This window comes from Domibacillus sp. A3M-37 (assembly GCF_024213455.1).
Lineage (GTDB): Bacteria > Bacillota > Bacilli > Bacillales > Domibacillaceae > Domibacillus > Domibacillus tundrae.
Genome location: NZ_JANAVL010000017.1, coordinates 40,554 through 62,790, shown reverse-complemented (window position 1 = coordinate 62,790; position 22,237 = coordinate 40,554). Strand labels below are relative to the sequence as shown.

The following is a 22,237-nucleotide window of genomic DNA, read 5'->3' as shown; positions in this document are numbered from 1 at the left end:
ATTAGAAACCGATAGGTTTCTTTACTTAGGAATCCCCCATGTTCAACGAACGTAGAGAGTAACTGGGGGTAATTCAAATGCTGAACTCTTCTGGTTGAATTATCAATTTCTTCGCGAATTTAGAGAAAGTATAACTTTAAAAGGGGCTTAATTGTCTGGATTCTTGGGGTTCATTACTGTACATGAAATAGTAACTCTCTATGGCAAACAATAAAAATATTAATTATTCTTATAACTTCTAGTTGATTTTTCTTTTATAATAGAAGTACTACATATATTAGATGCAACATGAATGACTAAATTTGAAAGGGGATACATAATGTTAAATTCGAAATACTTAGATTTATTGGCACAAAAATATGACAGTGAAGAAAAAGTGGCCACTGAAATTATTAATCTTGAAGCCGTTCTTGATCTGCCAAAGGGAACGGAACATTTTGTGAGTGATTTGCATGGAGAGTACCAAGCTTTTCAGCATGTACTGCGAAATGGTTCGGGAAATGTAAAAGTGAAAATCAGAGACCTGTTTAAAGATGAATTATATGAAAAAGAATTAAATGAATTTGCGACATTGGTTTATTATCCTGAAGAAAAATTACAATTAATTAAAAGTCATTTTGGCAATGAAAAAGAATTACACCAATGGTACATAGAGATCATGGAGCGTATGATGAAGCTTATTTCTTATGCCTCCTCCAAATATACACGCTCGAAATTACGGAAAGCATTGCCTAAACAGTTTGTTTACATTGTAGAAGAGTTATTATATAAAACAGATGAATTCAAAAATAAGAAAGATTATTATACAAAAATGGTCCAGCAAATTATTTCACTTGGCCAAGCTGATAAGCTGATTATTGGTCTTGCTTATACCACTCAAAGATTGGTTGTGGACCATCTTCATGTTGTTGGGGATATTTATGACCGTGGACCTGATCCTCATAAAATTATGGATACTCTCATTAATTATCATTCCGTTGATATTCAGTGGGGAAATCATGATGTCCTATGGTTAGGTGCTTTTGCCGGTTCAAAGGTTTGTCTTGCTAATATTATTCGTATCTGTGCCCGCTACAATAACTTAGATATTATTGAAGATGTTTATGGAATCAATCTAAGACCGCTTCTGAACCTCGCGGAAAAGTACTATGACGACAATCCAGCTTTTCGGTCAAAGAGACAGTCAGATGAAAACCTATCTGAGCAGGAAAATTTGCAAATTACCAAAATTCATCAAGCCATTTCCATCATTCAGTTCAAGCTTGAAAGCCCGATCATCAAAAGACGCCCGTGCTTTGATATGTCGGAGAGGCTTTTGCTTGAAAAAATTGATTATGACAAAAACGAAGTAACGATTCAGGGGAAAACGTATCCGCTGGAAAATACGTGTTTTGCCACGATTAATCCAGAGCAGCCTGATCAATTATTAGAGGAAGAAAAACAAGTGATGGATAAACTGTTATTTTCTGTTCAGCATTCAGAAAAACTAGCCAGACATATGAATTTTCTGATGAAAAAAGGCAGTCTTTATTTGAAATATAATGGGAACTTATTAATACATGGCTGCATTCCTTTAGATGAAAAAGGAAATATGGAAAAAATGGTGATTGAAAATAAAAATTATGCAGGCCGTGATTTGCTTGATATTTTCGAACATTATCTGCGGTATGCCTTTGCACATCCGGAAGAAACGGATGACGTTGCGACCGATATGGTCTGGTATTTATGGACAGGAGAATATTCATCACTCTTTGGGAAAAGAGAAATGACAACCTTTGAGAGATACTTTATTAAGGATAAGGAAACCCATAGAGAGAGAAAGAATCCATACTACTCTTTACGTGAAGATGAGGAAATTTGCCGTAAAATCCTAACCGAATTTGATCTTAATCCTGATCAAGGCCGTATTATCAATGGCCATACACCCGTTAAAGAAATTGATGGAGAAAATCCGATTAAGGCAAATGGGAAGATGATTGTCATCGATGGCGGTTTTTCCAAAGTGTATCAATCCACAACAGGTATAGCTGGATACACGTTACTATACAATTCCTACGGGATGCAGCTAGTCGCCCATAAACATTTTAATTCAAAAGAAGAGGTTTTATATAACGGAACGGATGTTTTATCAGTAAAAAGATTGGTAGATGAAGAACTAGAGAGAAAAAAAGTGAGAGAAACGAATAATGGTGAGGAATTATTACAGGAAATCTCCATTTTGAATAATCTGAGGGAATATCGTTATATGAAGTGATATCAGTTATGACACCTTCATTGCGTTTAAAAGAAGAACAGCAAACATGAATTTAAAACAAGCAGCTTAGTTCCTAAATCCATCATAACGTTAAAGCTTAGTGTTTCTTTTTTTTTACGACAGCGAAAAGTGGGGAACAGTATAGGGAAGTAAATGAGTCGATGATAAGAGAGGAGGTCCGAAGAGTGAAACCAATCAAGGATCATTTAACAGAAAATCTTGATATTCTTTTCGTCGGTTTTAATCCCAGTGTCCGCTCTGGGGAAACGGGGCATCATTTTGCTAATCCGAATAATCGTTTTTGGAAAATTCTTTTTGAAGCCGGATTAACCCCGAGAAAGTTTATGGCAACCGAGGACAGCGAGTTAATAGACTTAGGGTATGGCTTAACAAATATTGTCGCGAGGCCAACAAAAACGGCTGACGAAATCACAAAGGAAGAATATCAAGAAGGAAGGATTCTATTACAAAAAAAGATAGAACGTTATCGTCCTAAAATTGTTTGTTTTGTCGGCAAAGGGGTTTATCAGGAATACAGCGGCAGGAAACAGATTCCATGGGGTCCCCAATCTGCCTCTGTCGTTCCGGGCACGCTGGACTTCGTGGCACCTTCTTCCAGTGGTCTCGTAAGGATGAAAATGGAGGAAATAGTCGGCATTTACAAGCAGCTTTTGCCACTTGTTTCCTCTCTGGCAAGAAAAGAGGGCCAAACAGAATAGCTGGCTTCTTCAAGGTGCTTCCTTAAATGTTGTTCAAGCTTCCGGTTGAAGTTCACATAAATGACCGTACTTTCATAGCCTTTATTTATAGTTAAGAAAGTTATTGATCTCGGCATGTATGTGGCGGATCAGCCTTCTGTAACGGTGTCCGATATACGCTCGTCCATCAGGCGGCTGTTGATCGGCCATCCAGATGCACGCCCGGTTGTGTTTATCGACTATTTGGGGCTGATTACGCCGCCGCACAAATTGCGGCGGTCTCGCGCAGCTTAAAAGCGATGGCGAAAGATTTCTTCTGCCCCGTGATCTGCCTGGCTCAGCTCTCTAGGGCAGTGAAAACACGCGAGAACAAACAGCCTGGATTATGTAGTGGAGCGCAGCGGACGGGCAGTGACGATGCGGGAGATGATTGCGGAATGCGAGTCGTTTCCAGCGCTTGACGGCGTGGTGGATGTGAAGAAATAGCAAGAATACCGGCGTTCAGGTATTCTTTTTTATTGGCTTTATGAAAGACAATATGGCTTTGCTCGAAAAAGGCTGATTTGCAATTGAATTTTTTTTGCCCATTTTCTAATCGCCATAGTGAATGTAGTTATTTTCACCTAAACCCATTTCGTCATTTTCTGCTCTCTCAAGCTGTGAATGAGTGTCGCTCGCTGCTTCAGCAACATTGACAAAGCAAATAATTAACGTTAAATATGAAGTAACAAGATAAAAAGAATAGTTTTTTACATACTTACATTCTAGAAAGCGTTATCATTTAGGTGGCATTACTAATGGTATTTGACAATTTTAAAGGAGCAAAAATCGATGAATAAAACAAAAAGAGTACATCGTTCCGGAAAAAGCCTTATTCGCCAGATGGATAAAACATGTGTCCCGCAGGATGGAATCGTTGTTTGGCATCTTGGACAAGCAGGTGTAGCTGTAAAAACGGATGAGGTCATTTGTTATTTTGACCCGTATTTGTCCGATTACGTGAATACGAGCGGATTGGCGGGTCTTCCCGGAAGCTGGCCGAGACAGTTTGAACCGCCGCTTGAACCGGTGCAGGTGGCGAATGCGGGCTATGTATTCATTACGCATGATCATTTGGATCATCTCGATCCGGTTTCGGTGAAGGGAATTGACAGCGCTTCACCGGATGTCCGGTTTATTTGTCCCGCGCCTGCTGTTTCGATCTTGCGTGAGTTAGGCATCGCCGAAAAGCGGATTATTCCGGCAAGGGCGGGGGTGCCGCTCAATGAAGCAGGAATGGACATTATGCCTATTGCCTGCAAACACGAAGAGTATTTGGTCGATGAAAACGGGGATCATGCGTATCTCGGGTATGTGGTACAGTCAAACGGTGTAACGTTTTACCATGCAGGAGATACCATTTTGCACCGGGAGTTGATTGAAACGCTGCGGACGTTTTCGATTGATGCTGCCTTTATGCCGATTAATGGAGGGGACTTCATGCGGCTTGATAAAGGGATTGTCGGAAACATGGGATTCCGGGAAGCCGCTGATTTGGCGCATCTGCTTCAAGTTGATTTAGTCATCCCAATTCATTACGATCTCTTCCATTTTAATGCCGATAACCCAGCGTATTTTGTCGATTATGTATATCGAAATTACCCGGGGCAATGTTTCAAAATGATGGTGCCTGGAGAGCGTATGGTGTATTTGGCCGAAAATGATGAGGAATAACTAAGATAGAGAAGACAAGTTGTGATAGTTTTAAAAAAGCAGGAACATATATAAGATAAAAAAGGAAAACGGCTGCTTGCTGTCTTCCTTTTTTTAATGAGATTTATCCTTTATCCATATTCGACTTCCAGTACTTTTTTAGGCATTTGTCGACATTTTACGAGCTTTTTCGAAGAATTTCTTGCTGTTTTACTACAAAGTGGATATAATTAGGTAATAGGAACTATTTTGTCATTCGTGCAATATCAACCATGAAAACTACGATAAGAGCAAACTTATTGAAAGATAAGGACGCAAAGCCTCGGGTCTAACGTTTGAAAAAGCTATGATCGCCGGGCTGCCGAAAAGGATTGGATTATTGGAGAAAAAGAGAGATTTTTGGACACTCTCTTTTTAATGTCGCCCGCCATTCTTTTTGGTGGGTTTTTCCTATTTTTTATGGGTAATATGTATTGGTAAAACCATTATAGCTTAATCCGGATAAGGAAAAAGAAATAGAAACAGGTTGAGAGTAGAACGATGTTTTGCCCGGCCATTCAAGTTTGAACGGTGACGAGCAAAAGGAGATAAAAATAATTTTTCTACTGCTGGAGGTGGTAACATGAACAGGAAGAAAAAAAGGAGAACTGGTTACCGAAAAAAACAAGGAGCATTACTCGATCCTCTTCCACGTAATGAAGCAGATGTGATTTTATTTATGGATATTGAAGGAAAAGTGATCCAGGCGAATCGAGGATTTACTGACCTGTTCGGCTGGAAAGAAGCCGAATTGACGGGACGGTTTCTGGATGATTTGGATTTTATTCCGGAATCGCTGCAGGAGGAATTTGTTCTGGATGTCGAGCAGCTGCTCAGCGGAAAAATGATTCCGCTGAAGCAGACGAAACGCAGCCGGAAAGATGGTCAGCTGATCGACGTATCTGTTGCGTTTACGCCTGTCCGGAACGAACGTCAGGAAATAATGGCGTTTGTGTCTATATTCCGGGAAGCGCCGGAGAATCTCCAGACGAAAAAGCGGCTGAAAGAAAGTGAGCAGCGGTATAAGTCGCTGTTTGATTACAATCCGCACGCTGTGTATACGTTTGATCTGGAAGGGAAGTTTACAAGCGGCAATAAAGCATTCGAGCAGTTAACCGGGTATCCTGTACAACATATGCTTCAAACGTCTTTTGTTTTTTCAGTCGTCCCTGAGGACCGGGAGCGGGTGACGGTGCATTTCAATAAAGCCTTAAAAGGAAAGACACAGGAATACGAAGCCGACATTGTCGATCGATCGGGACAGCGGAAAAATTTACATATCGTCAATTCACCGATTGTGGTGGACGATGAAATTGTCGGCATTTACGGGATTGCCACCAATATTACGGATCGAAAAAAAGATGAAGAAAAACTGGAAAGGCTGGCGTTTTATGACCAAACGACGGGAGCGGCTAACCGCCACCTTTTCAGCAGGGATATAAAGACTGTTTTAGGGGAAGCAAAAGAGAATCAATCGGGCTTCGCCCTGCTTCACTTGAATGGGGACCGGTTTAAATATGTAAATGAAGCGCTCGGCATGGAAGCGGGAGATGTGGTGCTGAAAAGCATGACTGCGCGGATCCGTTCGTGTCTTCCGGTGCATGGAACGTTATACCGCCTCGATGGAAATGATTTTTATATCATTCTTCATCCTTTGCCCGTACTTGAAGAAGCCGGAGAGGTCGCTGAAAAGATCGTGGAAGCGTTTCGGCGGCCGTGGAAAGTAAACAGCCATGAATTGATAGTAACTGCAAGCATCGGCATTGCGCTTTATCCACAAAATGGCGAAGTGGAAGAGCTGCTTGTGAAAAGGAGCGGCCAGGCGCTTGATCATGTGAAGAGCGAAGGCAAAAACATGTATCAATTTTTCGATGAGTCGATCGGCAGCTGCTCCGATACGATTTTAGAATTCGAAATGGATTTGCAGCACGCGATCGAGCGGAATGAATTTCAATTGTTTTATCAGCCTAAAATCGATTTGCATACGGAGCGTGTCATCGGTGCAGAAGCCTTGATTCGGTGGAATCATCCTGAAAAAGGAATGATCAGTCCGGATCAGTTTATTCCGCTCGCTGAACAAAACGGGCAAATATATGAAATAACGAAGTGGGTGTTAAAAGAAGCATGCCGGCAGAGCCGGGAGTGGACGGAGCAAAATCTGCCAAGCCACGTTTCGGTCAATATTTCACCTCACCATTTATACCGGAAAGACCTTGTCAGCACGATTTTACAGACGATTGCGGAATCCGGCATTCAGACGAATCAGTTAGAAGTAGAAATTACGGAAAACGGGCTTGTGCAAAATGTGGACGTGGCAATTGAAACGATATCGATCTTGAAAAAAATGGGCGTCCGCGTCTCGATTGATGATTTTGGCACTGGTTTTTCATCCTTGTCCCATTTAAAAGTGCTGCCGGTGGACATTTTGAAAATTGACCGTTCTTTTATCCGAGAGCTGCCGACGAGCGGGAAAGACCAAATGATCGTGCGGTCTATTATCCAGCTGGCTAATGCAGTTGGGCTCTCGGTGGTGGCGGAAGGCGTGGAAGAAAAGGAGCATTTGCTGATCTTAAAAGAGCTGGGCTGCCAGATTGCTCAAGGATTCTTTATCAGCAAGCCGGTTCCGAATGAGGAATATGTAAAATGGCTCAGCCAATCACCATTTACCTTCTAGAAAATGATCCCTTAGACGGGGTCTTTTTTTATAGAACCTTGCAAACCGTAGAAAGGAAATTCCACTCATGGAATATACCCAATATTTTTTCTCGCACTGTTTCAACTGTTCTTTTTGGGGAAGCGGGAACACTCATTAAAATGAATATATTCCTTTGAATTTGACGATTAAAAAAGCGATTCGGTATAGTGAACTTATGTTGTCAGAAAAATCAAAGACTGGATGTGTAAGAGATGACAGAGGCAGGGTTTTTTGGCCAGTTTGGCGGGAGTTTTGTTCCTCCTGAGCTAAAGGAAGCATTGGATTATTTGGGTGAGCAGTTTGAAAAGTACAAAGATGAGCCGGAATTTAACGAGGAGTTTCGTTATTTTTTAAAAGAATACATTGGCCGGGAAAATCCACTTACATACGCCGAACGGCTGACAGAAAGATTAGGCGGGGCCAAGATTTACTTGAAACGGGAAGACTTGAATCATACAGGATCGCACAAAATTAATAATGCGCTCGGGCAGATTTTGCTGGCAAAGCGGATGAATGCGCACCGGATCATTGCGGAAACAGGTGCGGGCCAGCACGGGGTGGCGACGGCAACAGCGTGTGCGATGTTCGGGATGGAGTGCATCATTTACATGGGAGCGGAAGATATGCGCCGCCAACAGTTAAATGTGTTCCGGATGGAGCTATTGGGCGCGAGGGTAATCGGTGTAGAGGACGGACAGGGCCGTCTGAAGGATGCAGTAGATGCGGCACTCAATGATTATGTCGCGAATTATAAAAATACGTTTTATTTACTTGGTTCGGCTGTCGGCCCGCATCCATATCCGACGATGGTGAAGCACTTTCACTCGATCATCAGCGAAGAATCGAAGCGGCAGATTTTAGAGAAGGAAGGGCGCCTGCCGGATGCGGTGATGGCATGTGTCGGCGGCGGGAGTAATGCGATCGGGTCGTTTGCCCATTATATTGATGAACCGTCCGTGCGGCTGATCGGCGCTGAGCCGTCTGAAGCGGCATCGCTCACAAAAGGCGTGCCTGCTGTGCTTCACGGCTTTAAATGTTACGTATTGCTCGACGCACAAGGAAATCCGCAGCCGACGTATTCCATTGCGGCGGGTCTTGATTATCCAGGGATCGGGCCTGAGCATAGCTACTTGAAAGAAAGCGGCCGTGCCGAGTATTACACCATCACAAATGAGGAAGTGCTCCAAGCGTTTAAGGAGCTGTCCCGTATTGAAGGCATTATTCCGGCCCTAGAAAGTGCGCACGCGGTGGCGCTCGTGATGAAGATGGCGCCGGACATGGAAAAAGACCAGGTCGTCATTGTCAATTTGTCCGGGCGCGGCGATAAAGACGTGCAACAGGTGTTTGAGATGGAGCAGCCCTGATTTTTTGTGTGCAGAAGGAAAATAGTGAATCTGATTGCACAGCTACAGCATAAAAAAGCAAAGGTAACAGAATGTGCAGGCTGGGGCGTATATTTACGGGAACGCTAGGAAGAGGCATTTGCTGCCCATTTATCATTAAAGGTGAAGGTGTGCCCGGCTTGCGCTTCGGAAAGTGACTAAATCTGTAACGAATAGGGAAGGAAGAAGCAGCCAGCTAATTCAGCAGGCTGCTTTGTACTTTCATCTTATCAAGAGCTGATATGGGTTGTTTGGTCAAAAAATTCATCAGGCGGCACCGGTCTTCCGAGTAAATACCCTTGAGCGGCATCACATTGGTATTCTTTTAAAATGGCGAGCTGTTCCTCCGTTTCAACGCCTTCTGCGACAACGTGGAGACCGAGGTGATGAGCCATTAAAATGATCGTGGTGGCAATTTTTTCGGAACTTTCATTCACTGCAATGTCACGAACAAATGACTGGTCTATTTTTAATGTATCAAGCGGCAGTTTTTGCAAATAGCTGAGCGAGCTGTAGCCGGTGCCAAAGTCGTCGATCGAGATAAACACGCCAATGTCTTTTAATCGCCGCAAAACAGCTGCGGCATTGTCGGTATCCATTGTCATGCTTTCGGTTATTTCACATGTTAGTTGAGAAGGCTCAACGCCCGTTTCTTTTAAAATCGTCTCAATCGTTCCAGCGAGGTTTGGCTGATAAAACTGGGAAATGGATAAATTGACTGACATAAATGTAAGGATCAGCCCTTGCTCCTGCCACGTTTTAAATTGCTGGCAGGCCGTCTGAATCACCCATTCACCGATCGGGATAATAAGATCTGTTTCTTCTGCAAGAGGAATAAATTCGATGGGGGATACGAAACCGAAGAGACGGCTGTTCCAGCGAATCAGCGCTTCTGCCCCATGAACCTGTCCCGTGCATAAATGTTGAATCGGCTGATAGACAAGTGTTAATTCGTTTCGTGCAATGGCTGACCGGAGCTCGCTTTCCATTTTCAGCTTTTTCAGTGACTGGCGGTCCAGCAAATTCGTGTAAAACTGAAAGGTATTCCGTCCATGCTTTTTCGCCTCGTACATGGCAATGTCTGCTTTTCGAAACAGTTCTTGTTCTTGCAGGCCGTCCTGCGGGTATAAGCTGATGCCAATGCTTGCGGTCATAAACAAGTCATTTTCATGCAATGAAAAAGGCTCACGGAAAGTGGCGAGGATGGATTCTGCTATTTCAGCAGCCGCTTTGCTGCTCGTCTGTCCAACCCAAATCGTAAATTCATCGCCGCCTTCACGGGAAAAAAGCGTATGTTCGCCGAGACACGATTGAATCCGGTCGACGATCATCGTGAGCAGTTCATCTCCCGTCTTATGGCCGAAGGAATCATTTACAAATTTAAAGCGGTCCAAATCAAGAAAGAAAAGAGCGTGTGTGTGATCCGGGTAAAGAGCGATCGCGTTTTCGAGCGTCTGGCGGAAATGCCGGCGGTTTGGCAGGCCGGTTAAATGGTCGTGATACGCCAGTTTTTGAATTTGTTCTTTTGCTTTATAATGCTGAATGGCGATGCTCGTTAAATCCGTTGCTTCCTGAATTATCTGTTTGTCAGCTTTTGTCGGTGCCGCAATGCGATCGTAATACATCGCGAACGTTCCGATGACTTGCTGGTCATCGTCAAAAATCGGGGTGGACCAGCATGCTTTCAAATCGTACTTTAATGCGATGTCTTTATGTTGCACGCAGCGCGGGTCATTTTCGATGTCCGTCACGATCACCGGTTTTTTCAAAAAAGCTGCGGTTCCGCACGAGCCCTGATTCTCTCCGATGGCTAAACCGTTTATAAATGAAATATACTCGTCAGGCAAATGGGGAGCAGCACCGTGAAAAAGATGTTTCTTTTCATCGTCAAGTAGCAAAATCGAGCACGGATGTCCCGGAGAAATGTGCTCCATTGTCTCGACAATTTGGCGAAGAACATCACGAAAGGGCGCTCCTTTGGCAATCATCTGCAAGATGGCATTCTGACCGTTTAACAGCTCGCTCGTATATTGTTCCTCCGTCCGCACCCGCCCGATTCCGATTGCCCCGTGGATGCGGCCTTCGCTGTAAATAGGCACAGCATTGACCGATAAATGGATGATATCCCCTTCTTTATTTCGAAAGGTCATCCGGAACGACGATTTGTTTCCTTTAAATACATGGCGAAAATGGGCCTGCACAGCCGCTATATGTTCTTTTGGAATGACTTCTTTATAATCCATATGAAAAAATTCAGCTGATGTGTAGCCTAAAATCTGTGCGGCTGCTTTATTCATAAGCTGAATTTTCCCTTTTATATCCATCGCGAATGAAATTTCGTCATCTTGTTCAAACAAAGATTGATAAACATCGAGCAGTGACGAAGACCCAAAAATATTTTTCATGACACCTGCTCCTTTTTTTGTAAACGGTTAATTTTATCCTACTAAAAATTTGTCGAATGAGGCATCAGAAATCAATGAAGATGTATATCAGTTTCAACAAAAATAACTGTACATTTTCGTCATGTTTGACAAACAATCGTTTTCTTCCTAGGAAAAGTGTTCTATACTTTAAAATATGAATATTCGAATAATAAGGAGGCAGATTCTATGGCATTTAAAGATCAATTATTTACACTATTCGATGATCGTTTTAAAGATGAATTATTTTTAACGGATTTATTTTTGAATTTTTATGGAAAATTAGAGGTATTCGACAACGAATTGGAAAAGTATGCGTCAGTTGGTCTGGATGTTGTCTTTGAAGCGGCAGAAAATGCCGCTGCGCTCCGGATTGAAGACCGGTTTCTCCGCTTTGATGTTGTCTTTGATGAAACAGAGCCATTTATTCAAGTGACGTGCGGAAAAACGACCGATGAGGAGCCGGACATTGTCGACAATATTTATGCGGATAAGGCGGCGTATCCGGACAGCTTATATTGGCAGCTCGGGGAAGAAAAAGCATTTGATGCATATTTAAAATCGGCATTTGGCCGTTTCCTTTAAAATAGCAAATAGGAAAACCAGCTGTGGATGCAGCTGGTTTCAGACTGTAGACAAATAAAATCTTTAATGAATTTCCTTTTGTTTCTTCACATGAGAGCTGTTTTGACGGGAGCCGATAAGGCGGCGGGGGCGCGGCTTCGCTTTCCATGGAGCAGGCGCTGAGCTCGTCTCCGCCGCTTTGCGGCAGATCCGATCTCAGCTGCCCTGCCAGTCCCATAGGAGTCTTCGCCGCGCCCCCGCCGCTTGTGCTTTTAAACGAAACAGCAATGTCTGGCAGATCCATCTTTTTCAACAGCGACAATGGCGCAAGAGTATGCCGTCATTGTTTCTGGCGTTTGTTCATACATACAGCCTATCAGGACTTGCTTCTTCTCGCTGCTTTTCTAAAACAGTTGGTGAAGCCGCACGGATGAAGACTCCTGCGAGAAGTATAGTGAGTCGGGAGATCCCACAGGCGTAGCCAAGGAAGCTCCCGCACTGCCCGCGGAAAGCGAAGTCCGGGAGGTTTCACCTATCGGCTCCAGGTAAAAAACGAGCCTGCTTCTCTGAAAGATATCTGCCTTTTTTCGACAATGGAAATTTTTAAAAAACGAATGTTGACAGTCTCAAACCAGCTGTGGATGCAGCTGGTTTTTTTGCGTGAAATGGACGGCAATTTTATTAATAGGATGTTAAGAAGTGTATAGCTGCTTGTAAAAAAAACATGGAATAATTAGGTGCTTATTCACGATGCGAATATCATTTTTCGGGACTAAATATTCGTATAAATTCCTTTATAAGTAAATTAAGTGAATCTTTTGTTGTTCTTTACGGGTTGTAATATTTTATAAACAAAACGTTAAAGTTTTCTGTTAATTTTGTAAAAAATGATTTTTTACGACTGTTTCGTGTTTAAATGATGCTTGTGCAAAGGAGGAAATTGGAATGAGCCATATTGAGCTTTTGAATGTGTCAAAGTCGTACGATAAGCAGCGAAGTGTACTGAATGAAATTGATGTTTCCATTGAAAAAGGTGAATTTTTCGTCCTGGTTGGTCCATCCGGTTCCGGTAAAAGCACGCTGCTTCGCATGATTGCCGGATTAGAAGAGATTACCAGCGGCACATTACATATGAACGGGCAGGTCGTCAATCACTTGCCGCCAAAAGACCGCCATTTATCAATGGTCTTTCAAAATTACGCCCTTTACCCGCATCTGACAGTGGAACAAAACATTTTGTTTGGCTTGAACGCGAAAAAGATGGACAAAAAAGAACAGAAAAAGCGGCTTCACGAAACAGCGGAGATGATGGGACTGACGGAGCTATTGAAACGAAAGCCAAGGCAGTTGTCAGGAGGTCAGCGTCAGCGTGTTGCTCTTGCACGGTCGGTAGTCAGTGAAGCGCCGCTTTGCCTGATGGACGAGCCGCTGTCGAACTTGGATGCGAAACTTCGGGCGCACATGCGCATGGAAATCCGCCGGCTGCAAAAAAAGCTGGGTTTGACAATGGTGTACGTGACACATGATCAGGTTGAGGCGATGACAATGGGCGACCGGATTATGGTATTAAATGACGGGAAGGTGCAGCAGGTCGGGGAGCCGATTGCGCTGTACAATGAGCCGGCTAACGTCTTTGTTGCGTCATTTATCGGGTCGCCAAAGATGAACATGGGCCGTGCTGTCGTGAAAGGCCAGCAGTTGGTGGTTGAAGACAGCCTGTCGATCCCTGTTGAAGCCGCGGATGTGGTTGATTTGCCCAAAAACCGAAAAATGATCGCGGGCATTCGAGCAGAACATCTTTCCCAGGTAACGTCAGATGAAAAAACACATGTGCTCGACGTGATCAGTGTCGAACATCTTGGCAATGAAACAATGGTGACGTTTGAAGTCGGACGGGAGTTTTGGACGGCCAAGTGGCTCGGCCAGCAAATTGTCCATGTGGGGGACCGTGTGCCTGTTGGACTATCTGTGAAAAATATCTCCTTTTTTGATGCGGAAACAGGGGAGTTGATGAAAGCAGCTTCTTCACAGAAACAAAAAGAAGGAGTGGCTATATGAACGGGGCAGCCGTTTCGGTTCAATCAGATGCAGCGGATTTAATAGAAAAGGAGAAAAGAAAGCGGCGAACTAAAAATGTTCTAAAAGGTATGCTGTTTTTGCTGCCGTCGATCGTGTTTTTCTCCATCTTTTTATTTTATCCGATGATCAGGACGGTCTATTTAAGCTTTTTCCTCACAAACGCAAGCGGGGCGCCGACCGTTTTTGTCGGGATGGATAATTTCATCCAAATCTTTTCAGCGCCGCTTTTTTTAAACAGTTTGAAGACAACGTTTTTATTCGTGCTGTACACAGTGCCGGGGACCATTGTCATCAGCTTGTTTCTGGCGGTCATCGCCAATGAAAAGCTGCGGGGCATTGGGGTATTTCGGACAATTTTCTCATCGACGATGGGCATTTCTGTTGCGGCGGCCTCGGTATTTTGGATGTTTTTGTTCCACCCGACGATGGGCTGGCTGAATCAGTTTTTATCCATTTTCGGCATGGAAGCGATCGGCTGGCTGACGGATCCAAAATGGGCACTTCTGTCGGTCTCCCTCTCGACCATTTGGATGAACATCGGCTTTACGTTTTTAATTTTGCTCGGCGGTCTTCAGTCGATCGACTCGTATTTGTATGAAAGTGCGGACATTGACGGAGCAGGCTATTTTTACAAGCTGCGCCGCATTACTGTGCCCATGCTGTCGCCGACGCTGTTTTTCGTCGTAACGGTCACGCTTATTAACGCCTTTCAAACATTTGGCCAGGTGGATATGCTGACAAGAGGCGGCCCGCAAAATGAAACAAATGTTATCGTCTATTCCATTTACCGGGATGCGTTCGTCAATTACCAGTACGGCACAGCGAGTGCGCAGGCGGTGATCCTGTTTGCCATCATTTTAGGGCTGACACTTCTGCAATTTAAGCTGGGAGAAAGGAAGGTCCATTATCAATGATCATGCCGTTGTATAAAAAAGTGGTGCTGTATTTGCTCCTAAGTGTATCGGCATTTTTCATTTTCGCGCCGGCTATTATGGCGCTGGTGATGAGCTTTATGCCAAGCGAGCAAATTTTAACGGGGACGATTATTCCTGATTCGCTGACACTGGATCATTACCGGCAGGCGTTTGAGCGATTTCCATTATTAAGCTATTTAACAAACAGCTTGATTGTGTCGCTGTTGATTATGGCCGGCCAGCTTCTCCTGTCGAGCCTGGCAGCGTATGCGTTTGTGTTTTTGGAATTTAAAGGACGGGATGCGCTTTTTTTCTTGTTTATTGCCACGATGATGATTCCGTTTGAGGCGTCGATCATTCCAAATTTCCAGACGATTCGGGATATGAATCTTCTAAATACGTATACAGGGTTGTCGCTGCCGTTTTTTGCAATGGCATTCGGTACGTTTTTATTGCGGCAAACCTTTAAGCAAATTCCAAAAGAACTGAAAGAAGCAAGCGAAATTGCAGGAATGGGCGACTTGAAATTTTATTTGACCGTTGTGCTGCCAGTCGCCAAAACGAGCCTGGTCACGCTTGGAGTGTATGGCTTTTTAAGTGCGTGGAACATGTATTTGTGGCCGCTTCTTGCCACAACGGATGATTCGGTCCGCACCGTGCAAATCGGGCTAAAGCAGCTGCAGTCACAGGAGCAGCTGAATGAATGGGGTGTTATTATGGCTGGCGGCATCATCGTCGTGCTCCCGACCTTAATTCTGTTATTTTTAGGGCAAAAGAAATTGCAAAAAGGATTAACAGAAGGGGCTTTAAAATAAAAAATTAAATGGAAAAGAGCGTGTATGGACATGAAGAAACAGCTTGCGTATGGAATACTGGGTCTTTCTTTGTTTGCGGCAGGATGCAGTTCCAATGGTACAGAAGCGGAAAGCGGCACAGCACCGAAGACCGAAGATGGCAAAACGATCGTGACATTTTGGCATGCAATGGGCGGCCAGGCGCAAGAAGCGCTTAATGAAACGGTGGCGGATTATAATGCCTCGCAGGATGACGTGCAGGTAAACGCAGAATTTCAGGGTACATACGAGGAATCACTTCCAAAGTTCCATAGTGTAGCGGGAACGGATCAGGCACCGACGGTTATTCAAGTACAGGAAATTGGCTCGATGTCGATGATCAACAGCGGCAATATTGAACCGATTCAAAAATTTATTGATGAAGAAAAGTATGACATGAGTATTTTGGAAGAAAACATTAGTAACTACTACAAAATTGATGATCAGTTTTATTCCATGCCCTTCAACTCGTCCACACCGGTTATGTACTACAATAAGGACGCATTTAAAGCGGCCGGCTTAGATCCTGAAGCACCGCCTGAAACATACGAAGAAGTAGAAGCAGCGGCAAAAGCCATTACTGAATCCAACCCAGAAATGAAAGGATTTGCGCTTCAGGCATACGGCTGGCTTTACGAGGAGCTCCTGGCCAACCAAGGCGGCTTGCTGATGAACAATGACAATGGCCGGTCTGATACGCCGACAGAAGTGGCATTTGATAATGAAAAAGGAAAGTCGACGTTTGAATGGGTGAAACGGATGATGGACGCCGGCACGTTTGCAAACTATGGTACGAACGGCGACAACATGATCGCAGGCTTTTTAGCAGGCGATGCAGCAATGTTCCTGCAGTCGTCGGCTTCATCGCGTGATGTTATTGACAACGCTCCATTTGAAGTAGGCGTCGCATTCATCCCACATCCGGAAGCGGAAGAACGCCAAGGCGTGGTCATCGGCGGGGCAAGCCTTTGGATGTCAAGCGGCAAGTCGGAAGAAGAACAGCAGGCAGCATGGGATTTCATGAAATATGTACAAACACCGGAAGCGCAGGCGAAATGGCATGTCGGCACGGGCTACTTTGCGATCAATCCGGCAGCGTATGACGAACAAGTGGTGAAGGATGCCCACGCAAAAATGCCACAGCTGAAAACGGCGATTGAACAGCTGCAGGCAACAAAGCCCTCTTATGAAACGCAAGGTGCCATCATGGATATGATTCCGGAAGAACGGAAAATCATCGAAACAGCGCTAGAAACCGTTTATAACGGCGGCGATGTGGACGAGGCATTTAATACAGCGGTTGAGCAGGTTAATGCGGCGATTAAGCAGGCAAATGCAGCCCGCGGAAAGTAAGAAAAAGAAGAGAATAAAGCTCCGGCTTTATTCTCCTCTTTTTATCTAATAGAAGGAGAAAGGAATGAAGACTCAATGAAAACGAGTATATACGGACATCGCGGCTGTAAAGGCACGCTTCCGGAAAATACGCTGCTTGGTTTTAAGCGGGCGATCGAGCTGGGCGTTGACGGGCTTGAAATCGACATACATATGACGAAAGATGGTGAATTGGTCGTCATTCACGATGAAACATTGGACCGGACGACAAATGCAGAAGGGTTCATTTACGAGGCGTCACTCGAAGAAATAAACAAGTATAGCACCGGCATCCGGTTTTCAGGTCTTCAAGAATATGAAGAAGCGTGGAACTTCGAGCGTGTTCCGACTTTGCAAAACGTACTCGATTTAATAGCCCCTTATGACCTGGAGCTGAATATTGAACTGAAAACGTATGCTGTGCCGTATGAAGGCATTGAAGAACGCGTGCTAGAAACCGTAAAGAAATATGGAGGCGGCCGCAAAATTGTGTATTCATCTTTTCATTTGCCTACGCTTATTCGGTTGAAGGAACGGGATGGATCCGCACAGACCGCCTGGCTGCTAAACGAGCCTGTGTCCCGGCCGGATGATTATATGAAAACATTCGGTTTTGAGTCTTTGCATTTGTCAAAAGACGCGTTTTTTTCAAACGAAACGTATTTTCACGAATGGGCGGGCCAGCTGCGGATTTGGACAGTCAACGATCCTGGTGAAATCACGAAACTTGTGAAAGCGGGCGTAGAGGCAGTCATTACAGATTTTCCGGAACGGGCATTAACGATTAGAGATGAACAAACAGCTGCTGTTTAAGGCGCTTCTGCTCTGTCTTGTTTTCCTGGCTGGTTGCCAAAATCCGGTGAATAATGAACCGCCAAAGCTTTTTGCTCACCGCGGAGCCAGTGATCAATTTAATGAGAGTACACTCACTGCGTATAAGATTGCCTCGAGTGAGGGCGTCGACGCGCTTGAAATCGATTTGCGGATGACATCGGACGGGGTACTTGTCGTCATGCATGACGAAACCATTGACCGGACGACGGACGGAAGCGGATCGGTAGCGGCATTCACATTCGATGAACTGTCTGCCTATCCGACAGTCGGTAACGGCGGACGTGAAGAGATGATTCCCCGGCTGCGCGATCTTTTTGATACATTCGGGGGAACCGAGCATTATTATATTGAGACGCGGCTTGTTGACGGGGAAGCTGTAATGGAGCGGCCGCTGATCGATTTGTTGAACGAATACAGCCTGATTGAGCAAAAAAAGGTCACCATTCAGTCATTTTCTCAAAAAAGCCTTCGTCAAGTGAAAAAGCTGGCACCCAGTGTGCCGCTGACACGGTTATTTGGCAAAGGAAAAGAAAACATCGTGCAGGCCTCCTTGCCGCTTTATGACAACATTGGAATTGAATCGACCGATGCAACGCAGCAAAGCGTCACGATTCTTCAAAGCCTTGGAAAAGACGTTCATGTTTTTTTCAATGAGCCAAAAAAGGAAAAGGCGGAACAGAAGCGGGTTGAGAAGCTTGGCGTCAACGGTTATTTTACCAATCACACTTCTTTTACAAAAAAATTGATTCGTTGAATAAAGGAAAGCGGTCTGGCTTTAGATGCAGGCCCGCTTTTTTTGCGTTGAAAATAAAATTGACAAATATATTTAATGGGGCTAATATTTAAATACATTAAATTTTTATATTGTTTAACTATTAAATAATGAAAGGAATAGATGAGGTGAATTCATTACCAGAACGATTTCAACTGGCGTTTCAAGTGCTGAAGCGCGGAATTGCTTCTTCCCATTTAGAGCTGGAAGAGCCGGTAACGGGCCCGCAGCTGTACATGCTTCATTTTATTGAAGAAAAAGGGAAGTGCAAGCTGACGCAGCTGGCGGAACGGCTCGATGTGAAGCCAAGTGCGATCACAGTCATGATCGATCGTTTGGAGAAGTCAGGATTTGTGAACCGAACGCGGGACGATGCAGACCGGCGTGCTGTATGGGCAGAAGTGACGGAAGACGGAAGAGGGGTATTGCAGCGCGCGCGTGAGAAACAAAACCGGAAAATTGAAACATATTTAACGAAATTAACACCGGAAGAAGCCGAGCAGTCTGTCAAACTTTTGGAAAAAATGATAAGCGGGGAATGATAGAATGGAAGAATTATCACAAAAACGAAAAGTAACCGTTATGGCCGCTGTTATGATGGCCATGTTTTTTGCGGCGATTAATCAAACGATTGTCAGTACGGCCATGCCGCGTATTATCGCGATACTCGGCGGGATGGATCACTATTCGTGGGTCATTACGATTTACATGCTCACGTCAACGATTGCGACCGTTCTCGTAGGAAAGTTATCCGATATGTATGGGCGGAAGCCGTTTTTGTTAGCGGGTGTTGTCATTTTTATGATCGGGGCTTTCCTGAGCGGCTTGTCGAATGATATTTTTCAATTGATTACGTACCGCGGTATTCAAGGTGTGGGGGCCGGTATTATTATGTCGAGCGCGTTTACGGCGGTAGGGGATTTGTTTTCACCGCGTGAGCGAGGCAAATGGACCGGCCTGATGATGGCCGTGTTCGGTTTTTCAAGTGTGCTCGGCCCAACGCTCGGCGGCTGGCTTGTCGATCATATGGACTGGCACTGGCTATTTTGGATTTTCCTTCCAATTGGGATCGTTGCCCTCGTCATGATCATTGCGCTTTTTCCAAAAACGGAGCGGAAAACAGATGAGAAAATTGATTATCTTGGCTCCCTGTTTTTAAGCTTGATGATTATTGCGCTTCTGCTCGGCTTTTCATGGGGAGGAACCGAGTATGAGTGGGGTTCTGTGCAAATTATCGGCTTGTTTATTGCCTCCGCTCTATTTCTTGGTTTGTTTATTGTGGCGGAGAAAAAAGCGTCCAGCCCGGTACTGCCGCTTTCGCTTTTTAAAAATGACATTGTCGTGATTTCCAATACGATCGGCTTTATTATGAATGCCGGCATGATGGGCGCACTCATTTACCTGCCATTTTTCGTGCAGGGTGTGGAAGGCATTTCGCCGACGTATTCCGGGTATGTGACGATGCCGATGTCCATTACGATGGTCATTGTGAGTGCCATTACCGGCCGGAAAATTTCCGCAACGGGCAAATATAAACGATTTGCGCTGTTAGGATTGCCATTTATGGTTGCCGGACTTTTAATTATGGCGTATATGGACAGCATCCCGGTAGCTGTTGTAGCAATGGTCGTGTTTGGTCTTGGACTCGGTCTCGGTATGCCGATCTTTTCCTTGACCGTTCAAAATGCGGTCAGCCCAAAAGAGCTTGGTGTCGCGACGGCATCCTCGCAATTGTTCCGGAACCTTGGCGGCACAATCGGTATCGCGGTCATGGGAACGATTATGCAGACAAGCTTAAAACACAATATGGAGCAGGCGGCCGGCAGCATCGATGCGTCGACGATCGATCCGGCTGCGGCTCAAAAACTCTCGGCGTTTCAAAATCCGGAAATGCTTTTGGATCAGCCAAGACTTGAACAGCTTCAGCAAGAGCTGCCGGCTGATATTCAGCCAGTCGTGGCCGGCATGATTGAGACACTCCGGGATTCACTAAGTGATGCGCTGACGACGGTCTTTTTGTCAGGAGATGCACTCCTTCTGATCGCGTTTATTTTAGTGTTTTTCTTGCGGGAAATTCCGCTTCGCACATCGAATAAAGAAACAGGTGAATAAGAAAAAAGCGGTTCGCTCATTAGGGCGGGCCGCTTTTTCCTGTTCTTATTTCTATGAAACTAAAAAGCATTGCTTAGTATTTTATCTCCTAATATGGTAAAGTAAAGAAAAAAGAGAGGAATGAAGAAATGAAAAAATCAGTTCAAACCGTCGGGCTTCTGTCGGTGCTTGCAGCAGGTTTGTCGTTTAGTGGACAAGCGTCAGCTGCTTCATCGGCATGTTCGGCTTACGGGGATGTACAGCCGGGTGTGAATCCGTCTTATCAGCATGTAAATTGCTTGGTGACGGAAGAAGCACTTGAACAGGAAATCCCGCCAGAAGTAGTCAAAGCGGTCATCACGCAAGAAAATGGTGATTGGAAGCATTTCGATCAAAATGGGAATGCGATTGTATCGGCGGACGGCGGGATTGGCCTTATGCAGCTGACCAATCAATCACAATTTGACCCAAATCTATTGAAAACGGATCTTATTTACAATATTGAATCGGGCGTCAAGGTTTTAGATAAGATGTACGACCGGAACGTGCCGAAAATTGCGGGGGCGGATGGTGACGTCATTGAAAACTGGTATTTCCCGGTGATGGCGTATAACGGGTTAAAACCAGTAAACAGTCCGATTAAAAAAGAGACAGGACAAGTGAATACGGGCGCTTACCAGGAACAGGTTTTTGCCAAAATCGAAGCGGAAAGCTATTTAAAAGATACAAATCTGACAGCATTTCCATTTCAAGCAGAAGACTTTCAATATAGCCCGGATTCAGACGAAAATATTGTTTTTAACAAAATGAGGTATTCACTGACGGAAAAAACACACAAAACCGTGTATCAGTTGAAGGCCGGCGACCGGGTCATCACTAAAGGCAGCCTGAAAGACATCCCGAAATTACGCAAAGTCCCAGGGGGAACAAGCACGGATATTATTACTTCTATTCCCGAAAATACCGTCCTCACGGTAACAGGCTCGTTTCAATATGACCAAAACTCTGCCAGCACCCGGCAATTTGTCTGGTATCCGGTGAAAACAGCCTCCGGGGAATCAGGCTTTATTTCTTCGGCGTATATTGAAAAAACGGACAAGCCAGCATTGTCTTTTTCAGATGTACCGGCGGGATATGGGTTTTATAACGATATTATGGCATTGACCAGCCAGGGCATTATAAACGGTTTTGATGACAATTCGTTTCGTCCTGATGAAAATGTTACGCGCAGACAAGCGGCTATTATGATGCTTCGGGCACTCGAATTGCCTTATGACGGGATGGATGTAACCGTAGCGATTGAAAAACATGGCATTATGAGCGGATACACGGACGGTCATTTTTATGAAAATCGTCCGGTAACACGGGCGCAAATGGCGATCATCCTGGCCAATGCGTTTGATTTAACAAAAACGGCACCGATTTCCTTTATTGACGTTCACGATAAAATGAAAGCGTACGAGGCGATTAAACAGGTTGTGGCGGCGAACATTTCAAAGGGATACACGAACAATACGTTCAGGCCGGACCAGCCGGTAATACGGCAAGAATTTGCGGCTCTATTAAACCGGGCGCTTCAACAGTAAAAAAACGAGT

Annotated in this window: 17 protein-coding genes and 1 riboswitch; of the genes, 16 read left to right on the top strand and 1 reads right to left on the bottom strand. The window is 44.6% G+C overall.

The window, feature by feature from the left end; all coding sequences use genetic code 11:
• Positions 1–319 precede the first annotated feature (319 nt).
• From fbp to trpB, 6 genes are all read left to right on the top strand, one after another.
• Positions 320–2,254, top strand: coding sequence for a fructose-1,6-bisphosphatase (gene fbp, locus NLX67_RS18555; RefSeq protein ID WP_254312903.1), 1,935 nt, complete (start codon positions 320–322; stop codon positions 2,252–2,254).
• A 185-nt stretch (positions 2,255–2,439) separates the two neighbouring features.
• Positions 2,440–2,973, top strand: a complete 534-nt coding sequence (locus NLX67_RS18550) for a mismatch-specific DNA-glycosylase (protein ID WP_254312902.1) — start codon at positions 2,440–2,442, stop codon at positions 2,971–2,973.
• Between the two features lie 248 nt (positions 2,974–3,221).
• Positions 3,222–3,413, top strand: a complete 192-nt coding sequence (locus NLX67_RS23305) for a DnaB-like helicase C-terminal domain-containing protein (RefSeq protein WP_375143415.1) — start codon at positions 3,222–3,224, stop codon at positions 3,411–3,413.
• Between the two features lie 370 nt (positions 3,414–3,783).
• Positions 3,784–4,665, top strand: a complete 882-nt coding sequence (locus NLX67_RS18545) for an MBL fold metallo-hydrolase (protein ID WP_254312901.1) — start codon at positions 3,784–3,786, stop codon at positions 4,663–4,665.
• Between the two features lie 258 nt (positions 4,666–4,923).
• Positions 4,924–5,010: riboswitch (cyclic di-GMP riboswitch) on the top strand.
• A 256-nt stretch (positions 5,011–5,266) separates the two neighbouring features.
• Positions 5,267–7,357: a sensor domain-containing protein gene (locus tag NLX67_RS18540; RefSeq protein WP_254312900.1), complete on the top strand. Its 2,091-nt coding sequence runs from the start codon at positions 5,267–5,269 to the stop codon at positions 7,355–7,357.
• A 233-nt stretch (positions 7,358–7,590) separates the two neighbouring features.
• Entirely contained in the window at positions 7,591–8,742 is a 1,152-nt protein-coding gene (gene trpB / locus NLX67_RS18535; RefSeq protein ID WP_254312899.1) for a tryptophan synthase subunit beta, read from the top strand.
• A gap of 248 nt (positions 8,743–8,990) precedes the next feature.
• On the opposite strand, the gene NLX67_RS18530 is transcribed toward trpB, so the two are convergent.
• On the bottom strand, positions 8,991–11,165 hold the full coding sequence (locus tag NLX67_RS18530; RefSeq protein ID WP_254312898.1) for a bifunctional diguanylate cyclase/phosphodiesterase: 2,175 nt from the start codon (positions 11,163–11,165) through the stop codon (positions 8,991–8,993).
• Between the two features lie 207 nt (positions 11,166–11,372).
• Here NLX67_RS18530 and NLX67_RS18525 point away from each other — a divergent pair, with 207 nt between their 5' ends.
• From NLX67_RS18525 to NLX67_RS18480, 10 genes are all read left to right on the top strand, one after another.
• Positions 11,373–11,768: a hypothetical protein gene (locus tag NLX67_RS18525; RefSeq protein ID WP_254312897.1), complete on the top strand. Its 396-nt coding sequence runs from the start codon at positions 11,373–11,375 to the stop codon at positions 11,766–11,768.
• Between the two features lie 924 nt (positions 11,769–12,692).
• A complete protein-coding gene (locus NLX67_RS18520) occupies positions 12,693–13,805 on the top strand; it encodes an ABC transporter ATP-binding protein (protein WP_046180859.1) in 1,113 nt (370 codons plus the stop codon).
• Positions 13,802–14,740: a carbohydrate ABC transporter permease gene (locus NLX67_RS18515; RefSeq protein WP_254312896.1), complete on the top strand. Its 939-nt coding sequence runs from the start codon at positions 13,802–13,804 to the stop codon at positions 14,738–14,740. Before NLX67_RS18520 ends, NLX67_RS18515 begins: the two co-directional genes overlap by 4 nt.
• Positions 14,737–15,555: a carbohydrate ABC transporter permease gene (locus NLX67_RS18510; protein ID WP_156154080.1), complete on the top strand. Its 819-nt coding sequence runs from the start codon at positions 14,737–14,739 to the stop codon at positions 15,553–15,555. The genes NLX67_RS18515 and NLX67_RS18510 overlap by 4 nt, the downstream gene beginning before the upstream one ends.
• Positions 15,556–15,585: 30 nt before the next feature.
• Positions 15,586–16,926, top strand: coding sequence for an ABC transporter substrate-binding protein (locus tag NLX67_RS18505; protein WP_254312895.1), 1,341 nt, complete (start codon positions 15,586–15,588; stop codon positions 16,924–16,926).
• A gap of 75 nt (positions 16,927–17,001) precedes the next feature.
• Positions 17,002–17,757, top strand: coding sequence for a glycerophosphodiester phosphodiesterase (locus NLX67_RS18500; protein ID WP_254312894.1), 756 nt, complete (start codon positions 17,002–17,004; stop codon positions 17,755–17,757).
• A 46-nt stretch (positions 17,758–17,803) separates the two neighbouring features.
• Positions 17,804–18,532, top strand: coding sequence for a glycerophosphodiester phosphodiesterase (locus NLX67_RS18495; protein WP_254312893.1), 729 nt, complete (start codon positions 17,804–17,806; stop codon positions 18,530–18,532).
• A 146-nt stretch (positions 18,533–18,678) separates the two neighbouring features.
• Entirely contained in the window at positions 18,679–19,092 is a 414-nt protein-coding gene (locus NLX67_RS18490; RefSeq protein ID WP_254312892.1) for a MarR family winged helix-turn-helix transcriptional regulator, read from the top strand.
• A 4-nt stretch (positions 19,093–19,096) separates the two neighbouring features.
• Positions 19,097–20,662, top strand: a complete 1,566-nt coding sequence (locus NLX67_RS18485) for an MDR family MFS transporter (RefSeq protein ID WP_254312891.1) — start codon at positions 19,097–19,099, stop codon at positions 20,660–20,662.
• Positions 20,663–20,790: 128 nt separating this feature from the next.
• The gene (locus NLX67_RS18480; protein WP_254312890.1) at positions 20,791–22,227 is read left to right on the top strand and encodes an S-layer homology domain-containing protein; all 1,437 of its coding nucleotides are present in this window, start codon (positions 20,791–20,793) and stop codon (positions 22,225–22,227) included.
• Positions 22,228–22,237: the final 10 nt, after the last annotated feature.

What these genes read in the sequence shown, in the direction of transcription:
- NLX67_RS18505 (WP_254312895.1), top strand. Translation starts at nt 15,586, where the DNA reads ATGAAGAAACAGCTTGCGTATGGAATACTGGGTCTTTCTTTGTTTGCG.
- NLX67_RS18485 (WP_254312891.1), top strand. Translation starts at nt 19,097, where the DNA reads ATGGAAGAATTATCACAAAAACGAAAAGTAACCGTTATGGCCGCTGTT.
- NLX67_RS18530 (WP_254312898.1), bottom strand. Translation starts at nt 11,165, where the DNA reads ATGAAAAATATTTTTGGGTCTTCGTCACTGCTCGATGTTTATCAATCT.
- NLX67_RS18545 (WP_254312901.1), top strand. Translation starts at nt 3,784, where the DNA reads ATGAATAAAACAAAAAGAGTACATCGTTCCGGAAAAAGCCTTATTCGC.
- NLX67_RS18540 (WP_254312900.1), top strand. Translation starts at nt 5,267, where the DNA reads ATGAACAGGAAGAAAAAAAGGAGAACTGGTTACCGAAAAAAACAAGGA.
- NLX67_RS18520 (WP_046180859.1), top strand. Translation starts at nt 12,693, where the DNA reads ATGAGCCATATTGAGCTTTTGAATGTGTCAAAGTCGTACGATAAGCAG.
- NLX67_RS18500 (WP_254312894.1), top strand. Translation starts at nt 17,002, where the DNA reads ATGAAAACGAGTATATACGGACATCGCGGCTGTAAAGGCACGCTTCCG.
- NLX67_RS18510 (WP_156154080.1), top strand. Translation starts at nt 14,737, where the DNA reads ATGATCATGCCGTTGTATAAAAAAGTGGTGCTGTATTTGCTCCTAAGT.
- NLX67_RS18525 (WP_254312897.1), top strand. Translation starts at nt 11,373, where the DNA reads ATGGCATTTAAAGATCAATTATTTACACTATTCGATGATCGTTTTAAA.
- fbp (WP_254312903.1), top strand. Translation starts at nt 320, where the DNA reads ATGTTAAATTCGAAATACTTAGATTTATTGGCACAAAAATATGACAGT.
- trpB (WP_254312899.1), top strand. Translation starts at nt 7,591, where the DNA reads ATGACAGAGGCAGGGTTTTTTGGCCAGTTTGGCGGGAGTTTTGTTCCT.
- NLX67_RS18515 (WP_254312896.1), top strand. Translation starts at nt 13,802, where the DNA reads ATGAACGGGGCAGCCGTTTCGGTTCAATCAGATGCAGCGGATTTAATA.
- NLX67_RS18480 (WP_254312890.1), top strand. Translation starts at nt 20,791, where the DNA reads ATGAAAAAATCAGTTCAAACCGTCGGGCTTCTGTCGGTGCTTGCAGCA.